This is a genomic window from Erythrobacter sp. KY5, from assembly GCF_003264115.1.
In the GTDB taxonomy this organism is placed as follows: domain Bacteria; phylum Pseudomonadota; class Alphaproteobacteria; order Sphingomonadales; family Sphingomonadaceae; genus Erythrobacter.
The window spans coordinates 2,419,054-2,436,826 of the sequence record NZ_CP021912.1 but is presented as its reverse complement, the minus strand read 5'-3'; the positions used below and the strand labels follow the sequence as shown (position 1 = coordinate 2,436,826).

19 protein-coding genes are annotated in these 17,773 nt (G+C 61.3%); 7 read left to right on the top strand and 12 right to left on the bottom strand.

The features are described from left to right. The first annotated feature begins 60 nt into the window (after window positions 1-60). The 4 genes from CD351_RS11575 to CD351_RS11560 all read left to right on the top strand — a co-directional run bounded on the left by CD351_RS11575 (window position 61) and on the right by CD351_RS11560 (window position 3,837). A complete protein-coding gene (locus CD351_RS11575; protein WP_111992784.1) occupies window positions 61-660 on the top strand; it encodes a hypothetical protein in 600 nt (199 codons plus the stop codon). Between the two features lie 172 nt (window positions 661-832). Beyond that, window positions 833-2,221 carry a DEAD/DEAH box helicase gene (locus CD351_RS11570; protein WP_111993732.1) on the top strand — a complete coding sequence of 463 codons (1,389 nt, stop codon included), beginning with the start codon at window positions 833-835 and terminating at the stop codon, window positions 2,219-2,221. A 160-nt stretch (window positions 2,222-2,381) separates the two neighbouring features. After that, the gene (locus CD351_RS11565) at window positions 2,382-3,158 is read left to right on the top strand and encodes an aspartyl/asparaginyl beta-hydroxylase domain-containing protein (protein ID WP_111992783.1); all 777 of its coding nucleotides are present in this window, start codon (window positions 2,382-2,384) and stop codon (window positions 3,156-3,158) included. A 40-nt stretch (window positions 3,159-3,198) separates the two neighbouring features. Beyond that, window positions 3,199-3,837 carry a hemolysin III family protein gene (locus tag CD351_RS11560; RefSeq protein WP_111992782.1) on the top strand — a complete coding sequence of 213 codons (639 nt, stop codon included), beginning with the start codon at window positions 3,199-3,201 and terminating at the stop codon, window positions 3,835-3,837. Window positions 3,838-3,865: 28 nt separating this feature from the next. On the opposite strand, the gene CD351_RS11555 is transcribed toward CD351_RS11560, so the two are convergent. Next, entirely contained in the window at window positions 3,866-6,181 is a 2,316-nt protein-coding gene (locus tag CD351_RS11555; RefSeq protein WP_111992781.1) for an ATP-dependent helicase, read from the bottom strand. A gap of 170 nt (window positions 6,182-6,351) precedes the next feature. On the opposite strand from CD351_RS11555, the gene CD351_RS11550 reads away from it, so the two are divergent. Further along, on the top strand, window positions 6,352-6,654 hold the full coding sequence (locus CD351_RS11550) for a hypothetical protein (protein WP_111992780.1): 303 nt from the start codon (window positions 6,352-6,354) through the stop codon (window positions 6,652-6,654). A 267-nt stretch (window positions 6,655-6,921) separates the two neighbouring features. Continuing rightward, entirely contained in the window at window positions 6,922-7,284 is a 363-nt protein-coding gene (locus CD351_RS15745; protein ID WP_162627705.1) for a hypothetical protein, read from the top strand. A gap of 105 nt (window positions 7,285-7,389) precedes the next feature. Here the strand turns inward: CD351_RS15745 and rsmD are convergent, their stop codons facing one another. From rsmD to CD351_RS11530, 3 genes are read right to left on the bottom strand one after another with little or no spacing between them, the layout of a single operon-like run. Then, window positions 7,390-7,944 (bottom strand): 16S rRNA (guanine(966)-N(2))-methyltransferase RsmD, encoded by a 555-nt coding sequence (gene rsmD / locus CD351_RS11540; RefSeq protein ID WP_111992778.1) that lies wholly within the window; start codon window positions 7,942-7,944, stop codon window positions 7,390-7,392. Then, the gene (locus CD351_RS11535; protein ID WP_111992777.1) at window positions 7,944-8,726 is read right to left on the bottom strand and encodes a pseudouridine synthase; all 783 of its coding nucleotides are present in this window, start codon (window positions 8,724-8,726) and stop codon (window positions 7,944-7,946) included. Before CD351_RS11535 ends, rsmD begins: the two co-directional genes overlap by 1 nt. Window positions 8,727-8,749: 23 nt before the next feature. Continuing rightward, window positions 8,750-9,916, bottom strand: coding sequence for an aromatic ring-hydroxylating dioxygenase subunit alpha (locus CD351_RS11530; protein ID WP_111992776.1), 1,167 nt, complete (start codon window positions 9,914-9,916; stop codon window positions 8,750-8,752). A gap of 77 nt (window positions 9,917-9,993) precedes the next feature. Between CD351_RS11530 and CD351_RS11525 the strand changes: the two genes are divergently transcribed. Then, window positions 9,994-11,406, top strand: a complete 1,413-nt coding sequence (locus CD351_RS11525; RefSeq protein ID WP_111993731.1) for an MFS transporter — start codon at window positions 9,994-9,996, stop codon at window positions 11,404-11,406. Here the strand turns inward: CD351_RS11525 and CD351_RS11520 are convergent. From CD351_RS11520 to CD351_RS11485, 8 genes are read right to left on the bottom strand one after another with little or no spacing between them, the layout of a single operon-like run. Beyond that, window positions 11,403-12,743, bottom strand: coding sequence for a folylpolyglutamate synthase/dihydrofolate synthase family protein (locus tag CD351_RS11520; protein ID WP_111992775.1), 1,341 nt, complete (start codon window positions 12,741-12,743; stop codon window positions 11,403-11,405). The genes CD351_RS11525 and CD351_RS11520 overlap by 4 nt on opposite strands. Window positions 12,744-12,751: 8 nt before the next feature. Then, the gene (gene accD / locus CD351_RS11515; RefSeq protein ID WP_111992774.1) at window positions 12,752-13,603 is read right to left on the bottom strand and encodes an acetyl-CoA carboxylase, carboxyltransferase subunit beta; all 852 of its coding nucleotides are present in this window, start codon (window positions 13,601-13,603) and stop codon (window positions 12,752-12,754) included. 14 nt (window positions 13,604-13,617) lie between these two features. Further along, window positions 13,618-14,400: a tryptophan synthase subunit alpha gene (trpA, locus tag CD351_RS11510; RefSeq protein WP_111992773.1), complete on the bottom strand. Its 783-nt coding sequence runs from the start codon at window positions 14,398-14,400 to the stop codon at window positions 13,618-13,620. Further along, on the bottom strand, window positions 14,397-15,614 hold the full coding sequence (trpB, locus tag CD351_RS11505; protein ID WP_111992772.1) for a tryptophan synthase subunit beta: 1,218 nt from the start codon (window positions 15,612-15,614) through the stop codon (window positions 14,397-14,399). The genes trpA and trpB overlap by 4 nt, the downstream gene beginning before the upstream one ends. Beyond that, entirely contained in the window at window positions 15,607-16,248 is a 642-nt protein-coding gene (locus CD351_RS11500) for a phosphoribosylanthranilate isomerase (protein ID WP_174214269.1), read from the bottom strand. Before CD351_RS11500 ends, trpB begins: the two co-directional genes overlap by 8 nt. 19 nt (window positions 16,249-16,267) lie before the next feature. Then, window positions 16,268-16,630 carry a bleomycin resistance protein gene (locus CD351_RS11495; RefSeq protein ID WP_111992770.1) on the bottom strand — a complete coding sequence of 121 codons (363 nt, stop codon included), beginning with the start codon at window positions 16,628-16,630 and terminating at the stop codon, window positions 16,268-16,270. A 7-nt stretch (window positions 16,631-16,637) separates the two neighbouring features. Continuing rightward, window positions 16,638-17,312 (bottom strand): orotidine-5'-phosphate decarboxylase, encoded by a 675-nt coding sequence (pyrF, locus tag CD351_RS11490; RefSeq protein ID WP_111992769.1) that lies wholly within the window; start codon window positions 17,310-17,312, stop codon window positions 16,638-16,640. Then, window positions 17,309-17,686 (bottom strand): LapA family protein, encoded by a 378-nt coding sequence (locus tag CD351_RS11485; protein WP_111992768.1) that lies wholly within the window; start codon window positions 17,684-17,686, stop codon window positions 17,309-17,311. The genes pyrF and CD351_RS11485 overlap by 4 nt, the downstream gene beginning before the upstream one ends. Window positions 17,687-17,773: the final 87 nt, after the last annotated feature.

The window sequence follows — 17,773 nt, the reverse complement described above, 5'->3', positions numbered from 1 at the left end:
TCAGAGGCCGACGACAAGGATCAAGCGGCCCTCGAATATTGGAGGAACTCCCGAAAACCCATGCCGAGCATGCTCGCAATTGCAGCGCCATTTGCGCTGATATTGCCCATTTTGGGGCAGGGGTTGTTGCAGGCTGAAAGCGGGGCGATTGATCGGGAAGGTGATGCAATCGCTCAGTCGGCGGCTCCCGATTTTGAAGAGAAGCCCGAGGCCCCGTACTCGCCTGCAAACGCCGCTGTATCGCCGCTCGATGCGTTTTATGGCGGGCAGGTCGCACGGCAGGTCAGGATCGACAGGCGAGTGACCATCCGCATCACGCCGCGCCGTGAAGGTCCCCGTAACAGCTTGTTGGCGCGTCTGCCTCAGCGCGGGATGAGCCTCGCCTACGAAGAACGCGATACCGAACGCTGCGTGCCGATGGCGGGCATTTCGGGGGTGCAGACGGGGACTGGCAATCGCTTGCTCCTGTTCTTGCGCGACAACCGCATCTTCAGCGTCAATCTGGAACGCGCCTGCCGTGCGCGCGATTTCTACGCCGGTTTCTACATCGAGCGGAGCGAGGACGGACAGCTTTGTGTCGAGCGCGACGAGTTGCAATCGCGCAGCGGAGCCAAGTGCGAAGTCGAGGCGATGCGGCAATTGGTTGTCGTCCAGGAATAGCCGCCGGGCAGCGATAATGGTCCGCCTCGTGCCAATACGCGCGACAACCTGCCCCTTTTCTTGACTTTTGTGGCCTTTTTCGCCAATCGCAGCGGCGCTGTTGAAGGTGAACCTTCAGTGCAGCAATCAATCCGGCAGCCTGGCTGCCCGCTATCCGGACATTTTGAACCGCATGACTTTTGCCGATCTCGGCCTATCTCCTGAATTGCTAAAAGCCGTCGAGGACGCCGGCTATACAGAGCCGACCGCGATTCAGGCCGAAGCAATCCCCGCCGTGTTGATGATGAAAGACATCATCGGCATCGCGCAAACCGGGACGGGGAAAACCGCCAGCTTCGTGCTTCCGATGATCGATGTGATGGCCGCTGGCCGCAGGCGCGCGCTGATGCCGCGCTCGCTCATCCTTGAACCGACGCGCGAACTTGCTGCGCAGGTTGCCGAGAATTTCGAGAAGTACGGCGCGAACCACGATCTCAAGATGGCGCTGCTGATCGGCGGCGTGCAGATGGGCGATCAGCTCAAGACACTCGACGAAGGCGTCGATGTCCTTATCGCGACGCCGGGTCGCCTGATGGACCTGTTCGAGCGGGGCAAGATCCTGCTCAACGGTTGCGAATTGCTCGTCATCGACGAGGCAGACCGGATGCTCGACATGGGCTTCATCCCGGACATCGAATTCATCTGCGACAAGCTGCCCGAAACGCGCCAGACCATGCTTTTCTCGGCAACCATGCCTGCGCCGATCGAGAAGCTGGCGAAGAAATTCCTGAGCAATCCCAAGCGTATCGAGACGACGCGCGCAGCTACCACGAATAAAGACATCACTGCGTTCAAGGTGCCGGTTAAGGCGCGCCAGAAACGCGATACGCTCGAATGGCTGCTGGCGAACGACCAGGTCGAAACGGCGATCATCTTTGCGAACCGCAAGACCACTGTTCGAGAGCTTAACAAGCATTTGCAGCGCCGCGGCTTTGCCAGCGGCGAAATCCATGGCGACATGGATCAAAGCTCGCGCCTCAAGGAGCTTGACCGGTTCAAGTCCGGCGATGTGAACATCCTTGTCGCGTCGGACGTCGCAGCGCGCGGGCTCGACATCAAGGGTGTCAGCCATGTGTTCAATTTCGATACGCCATGGCACCCTGACGATTATGTCCACCGCATCGGTCGCACAGGCCGCGCCGGGGCAAAGGGCCGCGCGTTCACGCTGGTCGCGGATGAAGACGCCGAAGCGATCTCCAACGTCGAGAAGCTGACTGGCGCCAAGATCAAGGTTTTCGGCAAGGAAGACGTTCGCGTCGAGCTGGCAGATGGTTCGGCCAAGAGCACCAGCGACGCAGACGAGGCGAAGGACGAAAAGCCCGCCGAGAAGAAAAGCCGTTCGCGCAGTCGCAAGCGTGATGACGAAGGCGAAGCGCCTCGCAAACCGCGCCGCGAGCGCAGCGAGGAAAAGCCCGAGCGCAAAAGCCGCTCCCGCCGCCGCGATGATGAGAGCGACGATCCGGTCCCTGCGGGCGAATGGAACGGGCCCAAGCCCGGCTTCCTCGACGTAGGCGCGACCTGAGATAGCCTTCCTGCTGCGTCACGCGCGCGGCGTGGCAATCAGACTGAGAACTGCGGACATGCCCGCCTTCGGGCAGTGACAAATCCGGCCCCTTTCGCCAATCGAGCCGATCGCCTAAAGGCTCCGCAACCCCGTTTGATATACCTTTTGGAGAATACCCTTGGCCTGGCAAGACACCCTCAACGCGCGTGGATGGAAAATCCCGTTCGTGGGCAAGTCGCTGTTCCAGATCGGCAAGGAACTGCGCCCCAAGATCGACGCGATCATCATGGAAAATTCGAAGATTCCTGATGCGGCGATTCAGGACAAATCGTTCTGGCCGTGGATCGAGAAGCTCGAATCGCGCTGGGAAGATATCCGTGACGAGGCGGTGCGCATTCGCGCGCAGGACATCCCTTCGCTGGGTGAGATTTCGTTCGACCATGGCCGGATCGGCAAGGATCCACGCTGGCGCGCATTCTTCCTCAAAGGTTACGGCTACACGATGGAACCGAACGCCGTGCGTGCGCCGATCACGTCGAAGCTGCTCGACGAGGTGCCGGGGCTGGTCACGGCCAACTTCTCGGTTCTCGAAGCAGGCGGTCATATCCCTCGTCATTGGGGCATGACCAAGGGGATGCTGACCTATCACCTCGCATTGAAGTCACCTGCGGAGACGGAAAAGTGCCGCATGCACCTTGAGGAAGGCGAAACCACGCATGTCCTCAACTGGCGCGATGGCGAAAGCTTCGTTTTCGACGACATGTTCAATCACGAGGTATGGAACGAGACGGACGAGGATCGCTACATCCTCCTCATCCAGATCAAGCGTCCGTGCCGCTGGAAGGGTAACGCGATCCAGAACCTGTTTCTGTTCGGCGTGCGCAATTCGCGCTTCGTGCAGGATATCAAGAAAGCGATTGAGAACGCGGCGACAAAAGACAGTTCGGCGGCCTGAGCTGCTCGACTACTGGTCCGGACCTGGCGCGCGGCATTCGATGTATCCGAGCAAAACCGCACAAGAGCGCTTTGCCGATGGGCTCGTCCACGGTGTGAGCCTTGCCGGGTTCGCAGTTGCCGCAGCCTTCCTCATCCGTATGAGCACGGTGGCGGGTGACATGTGGCTGACGAGCGCGGCCATTGTCTACGTTCTGGCGGGGCTGTTCTCGATACTCATTTCCTTCGCCTACCACCTTCACCCAAGGCACGAATGGCGCGCGGCATTCCGGCGCTTGGATCATGCGGCGATCTATGTCGTGATCGCAGCGACGTTCAGCCCGCTTTTGATCATTGCAGGGTCTGTGATGGCACACGCCGTTCTGGCGATCATCTGGGTGGCGGCGGCAGTCGGTGTGATCTTCAAGCTGATGGCGGACAATGGCGATTCGCGCTGGTCGCTGATCTCGTATCTGGCACTGGGCTGGACCGCGCTGATCGCCTTGCCGAGCTTCTGGAATGCGCTACCCGGATATTCGACAGCCGCAATCGCCGCCGGGGGTGTCTTCTACACGATCGGGACGCTGTTCTATCGCAACAAGATCATGCGTTTCCGCTACCCTGTCTGGCACGCGTTCGGGACATTGGGTGGCGCGTCATTCTTTGCAGCGATCTGGATGGCGATAGCGGAGCTGGTGTGATCGCTGGCTGCCGAAGCACGGCTTCGACTTAGCCCACCACCGTCACGAAACTGTCGATCACGCGCTTTTCGCCAGCTTCCTCGAAATTGATCGTCAGCTTGTTGCCCTCCTGATCAATCACGCAGCCGGTCCCGAATTTCTTGTGCTCGACCATCGCGCCGATAGCGATGTCGGAGCGTGGCTTTGCAGCGAAGCTTGCCGCTGAACGGCCCGGTTCGGCGACACGCTGTTGCCGCGTCTCATAGCCTGTCGCGACCGCTCGCTGCCATCCGGGGCCGCGGGCCTGAGCGCGATCCGGCCTGTCGCGTGCGACGTGCGCGAAGGGGTCTTCGTTCTCCGACCAGTTGGCGCGCCACAGCGAAGCTCCGCCGGTCATGGTAGTCTCCTGCTCGATATGTTCTTCGGGCAGTTCCTCGATGAAGCGCGAGGGGATCGAGCTGGTCCACTGCCCATAAATGCGCCGGTTGGCCGCGTGAAGGATCATGCAACGCCGCCGTGCACGGGTGATCGCGACGTAAGCAAGGCGGCGCTCTTCTTCGAGACTGGCAAGACCGCCTTCGTCAATCGCGCGCTGCGAGGGGAAGACGCCTTCTTCCCAACCAACGCAGAACACGTTGTCGAATTCGAGGCCCTTGGCCGCGTGGATCGTCATGATCGTGACGGTGTCTTCCTCATCGCCGCGATCATTGTCCATGACGAGGCTGACATGTTCGAGGAAGTCGCCGAGCGTTTCATACTCCTCCATCGCGCGAGCAAGTTCGGAGAGGTTTTCCGCACGTCCGGCGCTTTCTGCGGAGCGGTCGGCGGCGAGCATATCGTTGTAGCCGCTTTCATCCAGCACAAGGCGAAGAAGGTCCGAAGGCGTCATCTGCTCGGACGCCTCGCGCCAGACGAGAAAAGAGCGCATCAGCGAGCCGATCGTGTTCGCCGCGCGCTTGGGCAGTTCGTCGCTGTCAGCAAGTTCGAGCGAGGCCGCGGCGAGTGGCATGCCCACGCGGCGGGCATGTTGGTGCATCTTTTCCAGCGTCTTCGCACCAAGCCCGCGTTTCGGCTGGTTGTAGATGCGTTCGAAGGCGAGGTCATCCTGAGGCTGCGCAATCACCCGCAGATAAGCGAGCGCATCACGTATTTCGGCGCGCTCGTAGAAACGGAAACCGCCGATGATGCGATAATTGATGCCGGTCTGGATGAAGCGGTCTTCGAATTCGCGGGTCTGGTACTGCGCGCGCACGAGGATGGCGACCTGGTTCAAGGGCGCGCCTTCGCGTTCCAGTCGTTCGATTTCCTCGCTCACCCGTCGCGCTTCTTCGGGAGCGTCCCACACGCCGATCACGCGCACCTTGTCGCCGCCGTTCACCTCGGTCCACAGCGTCTTTTCATGGCGCTGCGAATTGGCGCGGATCAGGCCCGACGCTGCGCCAAGGATATGCGGGGTCGAGCGGTAATTCTGCTCCAGCCGCACGACATGCGCGCCGGGAAAGTCCTTTTCAAATCGCAAAATGTTCGCGACCTCGGCCCCGCGCCAGGAATAGATCGACTGGTCATCGTCACCGACGACACAGATGTTCTTGTGGCTTTGCGCAAGGAGCCTGAGCCACAGATACTGGACCGCATTGGTGTCCTGATATTCGTCGACGAGGATGTATTTAAAGCGCTGCTGATAATCGGCGAGCACATCGGTGTGCTTGCGGAAAATGTTCAGCATGTGGAGCATCAGGTCGCCGAAGTCGCAGGCGTTCAGTGCCTTCAGGCGATCCTGATAAAGCCGATAAAACTCCGCTCCCCGCCCGTTGACGTAAGCCTCACACTCGGCCGGATCGAGGTCTTCGGGATTGAGCCCGCGGTTCTTCCAGCGATCAATCAGCCCGGCAAGCTGGCGCGCAGGCCAGCGCTTTTCATCGACGTCGTTGTCATTGATCAACTGCTTCAAAAGCCGCAACTGATCGTCGGTGTCGATGATCGTGTAATTCTGCTCCAGCCCGACAAGCTCGGCATGGCGACGCAGCATTTTTGCGCAAATGGAATGGAACGTGCCGAGCCACGGGATGCCTTCCGCGCCCGGACCCAGATGCCCGGCCACGCGCTCGCGCATTTCGCGAGCGGCTTTGTTGGTGAAGGTCACGCACAGGATCTGGCTCGGCCACGCACGGCGCGTTGCCACCAGATGAGCCAGCCGCGAGGTCAGCGCCGCTGTCTTTCCCGTGCCGGCACCCGCGAGCATGAGCACAGGCCCTTCGGTCGTCAGAACAGCCTCACGCTGTGGCTGGTTCAGCCGCGCCGCATAGGGCGGGACAGGCCCGTCGGGGACACTGTCGTCCGGGGTGATGGGAAGGTTAGAGCTCATGACATCTTTTTCGAGGCGTTATGCGAACAGGTAGGGAACGAATGCCCGCTCGGCAAGCGCGCTTAACGCCTATCCCATCTTTTTCGGAACCATCAGGTCATCCCCTGCATTGGAATGGGCAACACGGGAACTGACAAGGGAAGACGGGAAACAACAAAGGATTACGCACGATGAAGAACCTTATCTCAGCCACGATCACCTCAATTTCGGCCGCTACCCTTTTCGCGGTGGCTCCGGTTATTGCGCAGAACGACCAGACCACCACGAATGACGGCTCGACTAAGGCCGAATCGCCGGTCGTTGTAGAGCGCAACGAAGCCGGAAAGGCGACGCAGGTGCGTATCGACGGTAAGGTTTACGACGTGTGCATGAACGACGATCAGGATGGCTGCATCAACCCGCGCGCCGCTGGTCTCAACTGGGGCAATCGCCCGCTCGATTACTGGCCCGGCAAGCCGGCAAGCTCGAAGTAAGAGCTTCGGTAAAAAGCGAATTTGAAGAAAGGCGGCGCTTCCAGCCGCCTTTTTTCATGCCCGCAGGACACAGCCCGTTATCACCTCAGCCTGTTTGCGCCACAGGTTTCGCTTACCCGTGCGCGCGCAGCGATATGGGCGTTCCCGCAGGCTTCGCGAACGCCCGAGGTCGTGCCACACAAGGTTCATCCGGATCGAAGGGGAGCACTCGTCCGGGTCGCAGAAGGGTTCGTCGCGCAACTGTGTTCGATCATCAGGAGACCACTCATGCGCAAATCCCATCTTTTCCTTGGCGCTGTTGCCGCCGTTACATTTGGCGTCGTTGCCTCAGCCCCCGGTTCGGCGCAGGACGTCGAAGAACTCGCGCCACCTGCAACGCCGGACCCGATGGCACCCGAGGCAAAGGCCGATTACGACGGATGGCCCGCTGAAAAGCAGGCCGAATACGACGCCTGGCCTCCAGAAACACAAGGCTATTACTGGACGCTCACACCCGAGCGGCAGACGATGTTCTGGCGACTGGAGGACAGCGACAAGATCGCCATCACCGCGATGACCGGCCCGGAACGAGAGGCAGCGTGGACCCAGATCGAAAACGCCTTTGCAGATCCTGGACCAAGCGAAGGCTAAACTGCCCGATCCAGGCCCACTGGCAGACCCGCGCCGTTGAGGACGCGGGTCTGCCTTCTTTTTGAGGATCTGGGGAGAAAAACGCCGGGATCGCCTTGCCCCGGTTCAATGCGCCGTTTGCGATGCCCGCATCAGGGTAAGCCGCGCCTTGCCGACCTTGCGACTTACCTCCACCGAGAGGCCTTTGACCTCCGGCTCTTCGTTAAACGCCGTTTCGAGCGCGATCCAGGTCGCTTCCCCGATCCAACCCAGACGAAGCAGTCGGTCGAACGCGACTTCGCCTGCTTCGGTGCGGTAGGGCGGATCGGCGAGGATCAGGTCATAGGGCTCTTGCGCCGCGCGCAGGCCCATGACCGATCCCGCCTCGACTTGCGTTCTGTCGCGGCATCCGAGCGCTGCGATGTTGGCGCGGATCGAGCTCAGGGCATCGCGATCCTGCTCGACGAACAGACAATGTGCCGCGCCCCTCGATAGACCTTCCAGCCCAAGCGCTCCCGATCCTGCAAAAAGGTCGGCGATGCGCAGGTCTTCAAAGCTGCCAAGGCGGCTGGTAAGCATCGAGAAAAGCGTCTCTCGCGTTCGGTCTGCGGTGGGGCGTGTCGCATCGCCCTTGGGCGCGACAAGCTTGCGTCCGCGCCATTCGCCAGCGATTACGCGCATTACTTCGCGGGCCTCTTCAATGTGCTGACAAAGCGATCGAGATCGCCCTTGCGAATGCGCACGGCCTGTCCGCGCGGCAGATCACCCAGACCGAAGGGGCCATAGGCTGTTCGGATCAGGCGGTTCACCTTGAGCCCCAGATATTCGATGACGCGGCGCACTTCGCGGTTTTTGCCTTCGGTGATGGTCATCTCGATCCACTGGTTCTTGCCGCTGGCACCGCCTCGCTCAAGATTGGCGTCGATCGAGCCATAGCGCACACCGTCGATCTCAACGCCTTCGATCAGGGCCTCGAGCTGTTCCTGGCTCACATCGCCGAAGGCGCGCGCGCGATAGGTGCGCGGGATGCCCGATGATGGAAGCTCCATCTGACGTTTCAGACCGCCATCGTTGGTCAGCAGCAAAAGCCCCTCGGTGTTGAGATCGAGCCTGCCGATGGGCATCAGGCGCGGCGTGTCCTTGGGCAGCGCGTTGCGAAGAGCGGAATAGATCGTTGCGCGCCCGGCCGGATCGCGCTCTGCCGTGATGAGGCCGGTCGGCTTGTGAAACGCGAAAAGCTGCGCCGGTTCGGGCCCGGCAACGGGTTTCCCATCGACCGACACGCCTCTCAGGCTGGTGAGGAAGGTAGCAGGCGTCTCGACCACCTTGTCGCGCAGCGTGACGCGACCATCGGCAATCATGCGCTCAATCTCACGGCGGCTCGCAACGCCGGCACGGGCGAGCAACTTTGCGATACGATCGCCCTCGGGACGGTCTTCGGATTGTTTGGGGTTGGTGGGCATTATGTTCCTTTACCCCGCGCCCCTTAGGCGTTCAGGGCTTCCTGCACAATCGCATCGAAACGCGCGATCCCGCCTTCGAGCGTGCCGAGCGTCAGTTCTTCGATCGCGCCGCTTTCAAGACCCTGCTGTCCGAGCTCTGCCGCACGAAAGTCCTCGCTCGCGAAAACGCCGCCATCGAGCAGTTTCCAAGAACGCTCCCAGTGATCGCGAGCCTTGTCGGTTTTCGGCTCCTCCGGGATCAGCATGAAGTCCTCGACCAGTGTCAGGTCATGGCGCTGAGGCATGAGCACCATCACGTTGACGTAATCGGGGCTCGGCACAATCACGGTCGCCGGCAGCAATTGGTAGGCGAAAGTGATCACGCGGCGCAAGGCCTCCATATCGGTGAGGTCGACGCCTTCCATTTCCTCCAGCCGTCCAACAGCGCTGCGCATGTGCGGACCGACGCTGTCCCCCGCCGTGACGCCATCCTTGAAGAACGGACCGATCGTATTCGCGTGAAGGCGGGTCACATGGTAGCTTTCGAGGAAGGCATCCATGATGAGCTTCCAGTTGCCTTTGACCGTATGGGTCTTGCGGCGGAACAGGTAGGCATCGCCCATTCCGAAGGCGTCGAAATCGGCGCTCACCGCCTTCGCATCGGCGAAATCCGCACCTTGCTCGGGAGCGAACCAGATAAGGCCGCCAGCCTCGAGGCTGGGTAGTTCGACCAGGCCATGCTCGCTCTTGTCGAGGCCGGGAAAGGTCTCGGGCCGGGGCAGGGCGAGGAGCTTGCCGTCGAGTTTGTAGGTCCATGCGTGATACGGGCAAACCAATCGCTTGGCGCACTGGACCTCCTGTCCCTCGACCAGGCGAGTGCCCCTGTGTCGGCACACATTCAGGAAGACATGCGCGGTCCCTTCGCTGTCGCGCGTGACAAGCAACGGGCGTCCGGTTGCATCGTGGGGGACGGCCATGCCTTCATCGGGGATCAGCGCAGAGGGAACCAGCACTTGCGGCAGTCTATCGAACAGCGCAGACTTTTCGCGCGCGAAGTGTTGGGGATCAGTGTAACGGCTCGCAGGCACCTTCTGGCCCGGCTCGCCTTCTCGCGTTACCCCCTCGGCAACAGCCTGCGCGAGGGCCAATTGACCCGGCGTCGGCTGCATCTTCGACGAATCCTTGGGTAAATCTGTTGTCGGCGCGTTCATCGCGGCTTCCCTATCGCTCTTCTCCGCGGCTAGTGTTGCACGAAATTCTTGGGAAGCAAAAGGACGACGACGACGGAATGGACTGGAGCACAGCAATTCTCTTTGGGGTCATCGCGGCCATGGTCGGCCTCGCTTACGTCGTCCCCTCTTTCGCACCCTATCGCCGAAAAATGCCATTTGTGGCGTTCCTGCTTGGAATTTCCTCCGGATTTCCGCTGACGCTCCTGCTGGGAACGATGACCTTCTGGCTCTCGAAAGTCGGCATCGAGAAGTCGACCATCGGTTTCGCCATCGGCCTGACGACACCTTACACGCTCAAGTTCCTGTGGGCGCCGTTGATCGACAAGACCCGCATTCCGATCCTGTCCGACATGCTGGGTCAGCGCCGTGCATGGCTCTACCTCGTTCAGGGAGCGCTTGTTCTTGCGCTCTGGCAACTTGGCAGCAGCAATCCGACGAACGACAACATCGGCCTCTTCGCCTTCTGGGCGATCGTCGTAGCGTTCCTTTCCGCGACGCAAGACATCGTGATCGACGCTTACCGGATCGAAATTCTGTCCGACGAAGAAATGGCGCACGGCACCGCGATGAACCAGTTCGGCTATCGCACCGGCAACCTGCTGGCAGGCGCAGGCACGATCTATCTCGCTTCAACCGAGGGTTACGACGTCGGCTGGGCGATGGCTTACGGGATCACGAGCTTCCTTATCCTGCCCGCAGCGCTGGGTGCCTTGTGGGCGGGGGCGGGGCGCTATGACCCGTCGAGCGCGCGCGCCGCGGGTCAGAAGTTCTCGACCTGGCTGATCGAAACTGTCGTCAACCCGTTCAAGGAGTTCCTGGGCCGTAAGGGCGCGGTGCTGATCCTGCTGTTCGTGCTGGTCTACAAGGTCGGCGACGCGATGGGGCAGGGTATGCTCAATCCGATGATCGTCGAGCTTGGTTTCTCCGACACCGAATTCATCACGATCAACAAGTTCGTCGGTTTCGGCGCGCTGATCGTCGGCTCTGCGCTGGGCGGTCCGTTCATCGCATGGCTCGGTATGGGCCGCGCGCTTATCGTCTCGGGCCTGTTGATGATGCTGTCGAACTTCATGTTCGTGCTGCTCGCCATCGTAGGCGATAACAACATCATGCTGGCGCTGGCTGTCGGGACCGAAAACCTAACGAGCGGGATCGGGCTGACCGTCTTCGTGACGTACCTCTCGGGCCTTTCGAACCTCGCATATACCGCGACGCAATTTGCACTGCTGTCGAGTTTTGCGGCGGTCGGGCGCACATGGTTGGCGACCCCCTCAGGTTACTTGGCTGAGAATCTCGGATGGGTCGGTTTCTGGACCTTTACCGTGATCATAGCGATCCCCGGCATGGCACTGTTGTGGATGCTCTGGCGCAAGGGCTTCGTCGTCGAGAGCGTCAGGCAGACAGGTGAGCAGGAGGTCGATGACCCGCCCGAGGCAGTCAACGCAAAGCCGCGGGTCGAGCCGGGTTAGTCCGGCACCTCGTCATTGAGCCTGAGCGCCTCGCCCGCGAGGTAGAGCGAACCTGCGATGAGGACGGGATTCCCGTCATTGGGCAGATTGAGCATTGCCTCTTCAAGGTCGGCGCGAGGAACTGCATTTGGACCGAAGGCGCTTGCGTGGTGACAATCGTGGTCGGGCACCGGAACAACTTGGAGCGTGCGGATACGGTCGCCGAGCGGCTCGATGATAGCGCGCGGATCCTTGTTGTCGAGCATGCCGATGATGAGGTGGAGCGAGCATGGCTCGTCGGCCACTGCACTTGCCAGCGCTTCTCCGGCATTTGGGTTGTGACCGCCATCGAGCCAGATGCGCCCACCGTTTCCAAGAGAAACAAGGGGCCCGCTAGCAAGCAGCTGCAGCCTTGCTGGCCAGTTGGCTAAGACAATTCCCTTTTCAAGGCTACACATTGAGAATTCAATACCCCGCTGCGCCCTGAGCATGGCCATCGCAAGACCTGCGTTTAGAACCTGATGGTCACCAAGCATGTCAGGTCGCGAGAGATATTCTGGAGCACCGTCAGTTCGGTGGTCTCGGTAATACATCCCATTCTCGGTTGGTGAGCAATCCCAGCCGTCACCCATTGAGCGGACTTGCGCTCCGGATTTGGCGGCAACGTCAGCTATCGCATTCGAAGCTTCGGGCGGATACTCGCGTCTCCCAAACGTCACCAACGGCACGCCCCTCTTCGCAATTCCCGCCTTCTCAAACGCAATCCGTGCCATCGGCTCCAGCGGAACCCCTTCCTCTGGCGCCAGCAGGAAGCGCTCATGATCCAGCCCCAGCGCCGCGATCCCGCACGCCGCGACCGCTTCCGGCTCCAGCACATTGGTCGCATCAAAACGCCCGCCAAGGCCCACTTCGACAACGCAGGCGTCGGCAGGTGTGCGGCTGAAGGCCAGGAAGGCTGCGGCAATCGTGACTTCGAAGAAGCTGGGCGAGAGATCCTCGCCTATGTCCAAGACTTCCTCAAGAAGCTCCGCCAGCGGGCCATCCTCGATCAGCTTTCCCGCTAGCCGAATGCGCTCGTTATAGCGCACGAGGTGCGGCGAGGTGGTCACGTGCACCCGCTTGCCATCCGCCTCCAGCATTGCGCGCAGGAAGGCGCAGACCGAGCCTTTGCCATTTGTTCCGGCGACATGAAATACGGGCGGCAGCGTGCGGTGCGGATTGCCGAGCCGCTCCATCAGCGCCCGGATCGTCTCCAAGCCGAGCCGCCCCTGCGGGACGCTCAGCGCCGAGAGCCGGTCAAGCTGGGCTTGGACGCGGGGGTCGTCGGACCGCCCGAAATCGAGCTGACCGGATTTCATGGAAACGCTCAGGCAGCCGCTTTGGGCTGAAGGTAGTCGAGCACCTGCGCGAGCCGGTCTTTCAACTCCTTGCGCGGGACGACCATGTCGACCATCCCGTGCTTGTGGAGGTATTCGGCTCGCTGGAAGCCCTCGGGCAGCTGCTCCCGGATCGTGTCCTGGATCACGCGCTGTCCGGCAAAGCCGATGAGTGCGCCGGGCTCCGCGATATGCACGTCACCGAGCATCGCGTAGCTTGCCGTGACGCCGCCTGTGGTCGGGTCGGTGAGGACGACAATGTACGGCAACCCGGCGGCCTTCAGACGGCGCGTCATCACGGTTGCGCGCGGCATCTGCATCAGGCTCAAGATGCCTTCCTGCATGCGCGCGCCACCAGCAGCAGTCACCACCACGAAGGCGCAGCGGCGCTCGATTGCTTTCTGCGCGGCCTGGCAGAAAGCCTCACCCACGGCCATTCCCATCGAACCGCCCATAAAACTGAAGTCCTGCACGCCGACCACCGCTGGTCGCCCGTCAATCGCACCTGATCCTGCGACAAAGGCGTCCTCGTGAGTGCTCTTTGCGCGCGCCGCCTTAATGCGGTCGGTGTACTTCTTCGAATCCTTGAACTTCAGCGGGTCTTCGGTGACCTGAGGGATCGGCAGCAGCTCAAAACCCGGATCAAGCAACAGCGCGAGGCGCGTATCGGCGTCGATGCGTCCGTGATGCTCGCATTTGGGGCAAACCGAGAGGTTGTTCTCGTATTCCTGCACGAAGAGCATTTCCTGGCAGTTCTTGCATTTGACCCACAGGTCTTTCTCGGTGCTCGTCTTTTCGGTGCCAAAGCCCAGAGAATTGCGGACGCGGGTGAACCAGTTCATTTCTCGAAAATCCCTTAGGAACGTGCGGCGCGCATGGCCGAAGTCATGGCGTTCGTCAGCTCTTGTAGCTTGGCAGGAGCCGCATCGCCAAATTCTTCGACGAGGTCGATGAAAGCAGAGCCGACGACCACGCCGTCAGCGACTTTGGCAATTTCGGCGGCCTGTTCAGGTGTCCGCACGCCAAAGCCGACTGCGACCGGCAGGTCGGTCGATTGCTTGATACGGCTGACATTGGCTTCGATCGAGTCGATTGCGGCCTGTTGCTTGCCGGTGATCCCGGCGACGCTGACGTAGTAGAGGAAGCCTTCGCTCCCGTCGATCACCGCAGGCAGCCGTGCTGCGTCGGTGGTCGGCGTGGCGAGGCGGATCGGCGCGATGCCTTTGGCTCGCAGGGCCGGGCCGAGCGCATCGTCCTCTTCGGGCGGGATATCGACGCAGATCACGCCATCAACGCCCGCGCCACGCGCGTGCTCGGCGAACCACTGCGGGCCGCGCCGGATCATCGGATTGGCATAGCCCATCAGGACCAGCGGCACGTCCGGATGCCGCGCGCGAAACTCGTTGGCGATCATCAGCACCGTTTGCGTGGTCGTGCCGTTCGCAAGGCTGCGCAGGTTGGCGCTCTGAATCGCAGGACCATCGGCCATCGGATCGGTGAAGGGCATGCCTAACTCGATCACATCCGCACCGCCCGCGACGAGCGCATCGAGATTGGCCGCGGTGTCGCCATCGCCAGCGGTGATGAAGGCGACGAATGCGGAGTGGGGCTTGGAGAATGCGTCGGCGAGCCTGCTCACATTTCCACTCCCAGCTTCTCCGCCACTGTAAAGATATCCTTGTCGCCGCGTCCGCACAGGTTCATCAGGATGATCTCGTCCTCGCGCATCTGCTTGGCACGCTCGGCCACAGCCGCGATGGCGTGCGACGGCTCAAGCGCCGGGATAATCCCTTCGGTGCGGCAGAGCAGTTGGAAGCCTTCGAGTGCTTCTTCGTCGGTAACAGCCGTGTATTCGACGCGGCCTGACTCTTTCAGCCATGCGTGTTCAGGCCCGATGCCGGGATAGTCGAGCCCGGCGCTGATGGAGTGGCCTTCGGTGATCTGGCCGTCCTCGTCCTGCAAGAGATAGGTCTTGTTGCCGTGGAGCACGCCCGGCGCGCCGCCGAGCAGGCTTGCTGCATGCTGCTCACCATCAAGGCCGTGGCCTGCGGCTTCGACGCCGAGCATCGCCACGTCGGGATCGTCGAGGAACGGGTGGAACAGCCCCAGCGCATTCGACCCGCCTCCGATGCAGGCGACCAGCAGGTCGGGCAAACGCCCGACGCGCTCGAGCATTTGCGCGCGCGCTTCGGTGCCGATGACGCTCTGGAAGTTGCGCACCATCTCCGGATAGGGGTGCGGGCCGGCGGCGGTGCCGATGATGTAGAAGGTGTCGTGAACATTCGCGACCCAGTCGCGCAGCCCTTCATTCATTGCGTCCTTGAGTGTCGCGCCGCCGCTGGTGACGGGAACAACTTCAGCCCCCAGCAGCTTCATGCGAAACACATTGGGCGACTGCCGCTTCACGTCCTCTGCGCCCATATAGATCACGCAAGGCAGGCCAAAGCGCGCGCATACCGTGGCTGTTGCAACGCCGTGCTGACCCGCTCCGGTCTCGGCGATGATTCGGGTCTTGCCCATGCGCTTCGCCAGCAGAATCTGCCCGATGCAATTGTTGATCTTGTGCGCGCCGGTGTGATTGAGCTCGTCGCGCTTGAACCATACCTGCGCGCCGCCAAGAGCCTCCGTCAGCCGTTCCGCAAAATAAAGCGGGGAGGGGCGACCGACATAATGCTTCATCAGGTCGTCGAATTCGGCGGCAAAAGCCGGGTCCGCCTGCGCAGCGCGATATTCGCGCTCCAGATCGAGGATCAGCGGCATCAGCGTCTCGGCTACATAGCGTCCACCATAGTCGCCAAAATGCCCACGCTCGTCTGGCTGGGTGCGGAAGGAATTAGGGGTGTTCTCAGTCATGGTCGAGCGCGGCTTTGCAGAAGGCGGCGATTCTGTCCACGTCCTTGACGCCGGGAGCAGCTTCGACGCCCGATGCGGTGTCCACAAGGGGGGCTCCGGTCGCGCGGATGGCATCGGCGACATTCTCCGGTGTCAGACCACCTGCTAGCCCCCATGTTACAGACTTGTCGAAGCCATCGAGCAGGGACCAGTCGAACCCCATTCCCATCCCTCCGGGCAGCGCGCCCTTGGGCGTCTTGGTATCGAACAGGATAAGGTCAGCGACTTCGGCATAGGCGCTTGCTGCATCGATATCGTTGGCGGTTTCGACGCTCAGCACTTTCCAGACCGGCAGGCCAAAGCGCGCTTTCACCTCGGCAACGCGGTCCGGCGCTTCCTTGCCGTGAAGCTGGATCGTATCGAGTGCGCTTTTTGTGACGGCTTCGGCCAGAAACGCATCCTCGGCATTCACGAACACACCGACCTTCTTCACGCTTGCAGGCGTGATCGCAGCAAGTTCAGCTGCGCGGTCCGGCGACACAAAGCGCGGTGAGGGCGGGTAGAAGTTGAACCCCAGATGGCTCGCCCCTGCATGTGCGGCGGCAAGAACGGCCTCGGCTGTCGAAATACCGCAGATCTTGATCTCAATCGTCATCAGTTGCGCTTGTCGCGGATCAGTCGTTCTGGATCAACCGAATGAGCGAACCGTCAGGATCGATGAGATAGGCAATCGTCAGACCGCTCGGATCGGGACCAGCTGGGTGATATCGCGGAATGCCCTGTCGCGCATCGGGCACGTCACTGGCCTCAATCTGCGCCATCATCCCGGCAAGGTCATCGAGCCGGATGCAGCAGCTGAACGAACTCTCGTAGGGCTCAAGGTCCGGATAGGGGAAGAATTCCAGCGTCGCATTTCCGCGCGACACGATCATCCAGCTCTCCGATCGGTAATCCTCATCAAATCCGAGCTGCGCATAGAAGGCCGCCGTAGACCCAAAATTGCGCGCCGGAAGGTTGGGCGTAGCGTAATCGGTCATCGCGCGCCTACAGCGTTGCCTCAATCGCCCGCGCTGCCGCTTCGGGGTCGTCGGCGCGGCTGATCGGACGGCCTATGACCAGCACGCTTGCACCGTCATCGCGTGCCTGGCGAGGGGTGACAGTGCGTTTCTGGTCGCCGGTCAGCGAGCCAGCCGGGCGAAGGCCTGGGACGACGAAGAAGCCGTCCTTCCATTGCTTGCGCACCTGTCCGACTTCCTGGCCGGAGCATACAATTCCATCGAGACCAGCGGAATGGGCCAGCTCGGCCAAGCGCATCACGTGATCGTGCGGCGTACCTTCGGTGCCGGTTGCGCGAAGGTCGCGTTCATCGAGGCTGGTGAGCATGGTGACGCCGACGACCTTGCAGCCTTCTGCTGCCGCCGCCTTGGCATCCTCCATCATCGCGCGTCCGCCGCTTGCATGGACGGTGAGGATAGCCGGTTCGTAGACGTGGATTGCCTGCATCGCGCCCGCAACGGTGTTGGGAATGTCGTGGAACTTGAGGTCGAGGAAGATCGGCAAGCCCATATGCGCGATCTCGTGGACGCCGTGCCCGCCATGCGCGCAGAAGAATTCAAGCCCCAGCTTGATCCCGCCGATATGCGCTTTGACCTTCGAGATGAGCGCCTTTGCTGGCTCGATCTGCGGGACGTCGAGCGCGAGGTATACCGGATTGCTCATTCGGCTGTGTCGTCTTTCTGAGCTGAACTTTGGGTGGGGGCGAATGTATCCCCAGGCTCTGCCGGGATATCCGCAGGCTTGTCCACGGTCGCATCGGGCTGGTGACGCTGCGACAAAGCGTTGGATTTGATGGAGTTTTCTAGGCTGCGGATGCGGCGGCCAAGGCTCCATTTGACGCTGCGATGATAGAGCCAGGTGGGGATAACTCCGAGCAACCAGAATACGAGGGCGATGATACCCACAGGCCAGTCGAACCCAACCGGGTCTTCCGACAGCCAGATCCGAACGCGCTGCGGCTCTCCGTAATTGAGCATAACGAAGACGACGATGAATATCGCCAGCAAGACCCACAGAATTGTACGCACGATCTGCACGTGTTCGATCCCCTTGATTTCGCGACCCGTGTTTTCCGGGCATTTTGTGTTGACGCAAACCTAGGCGATTTGGCGCACGAGTCTAGC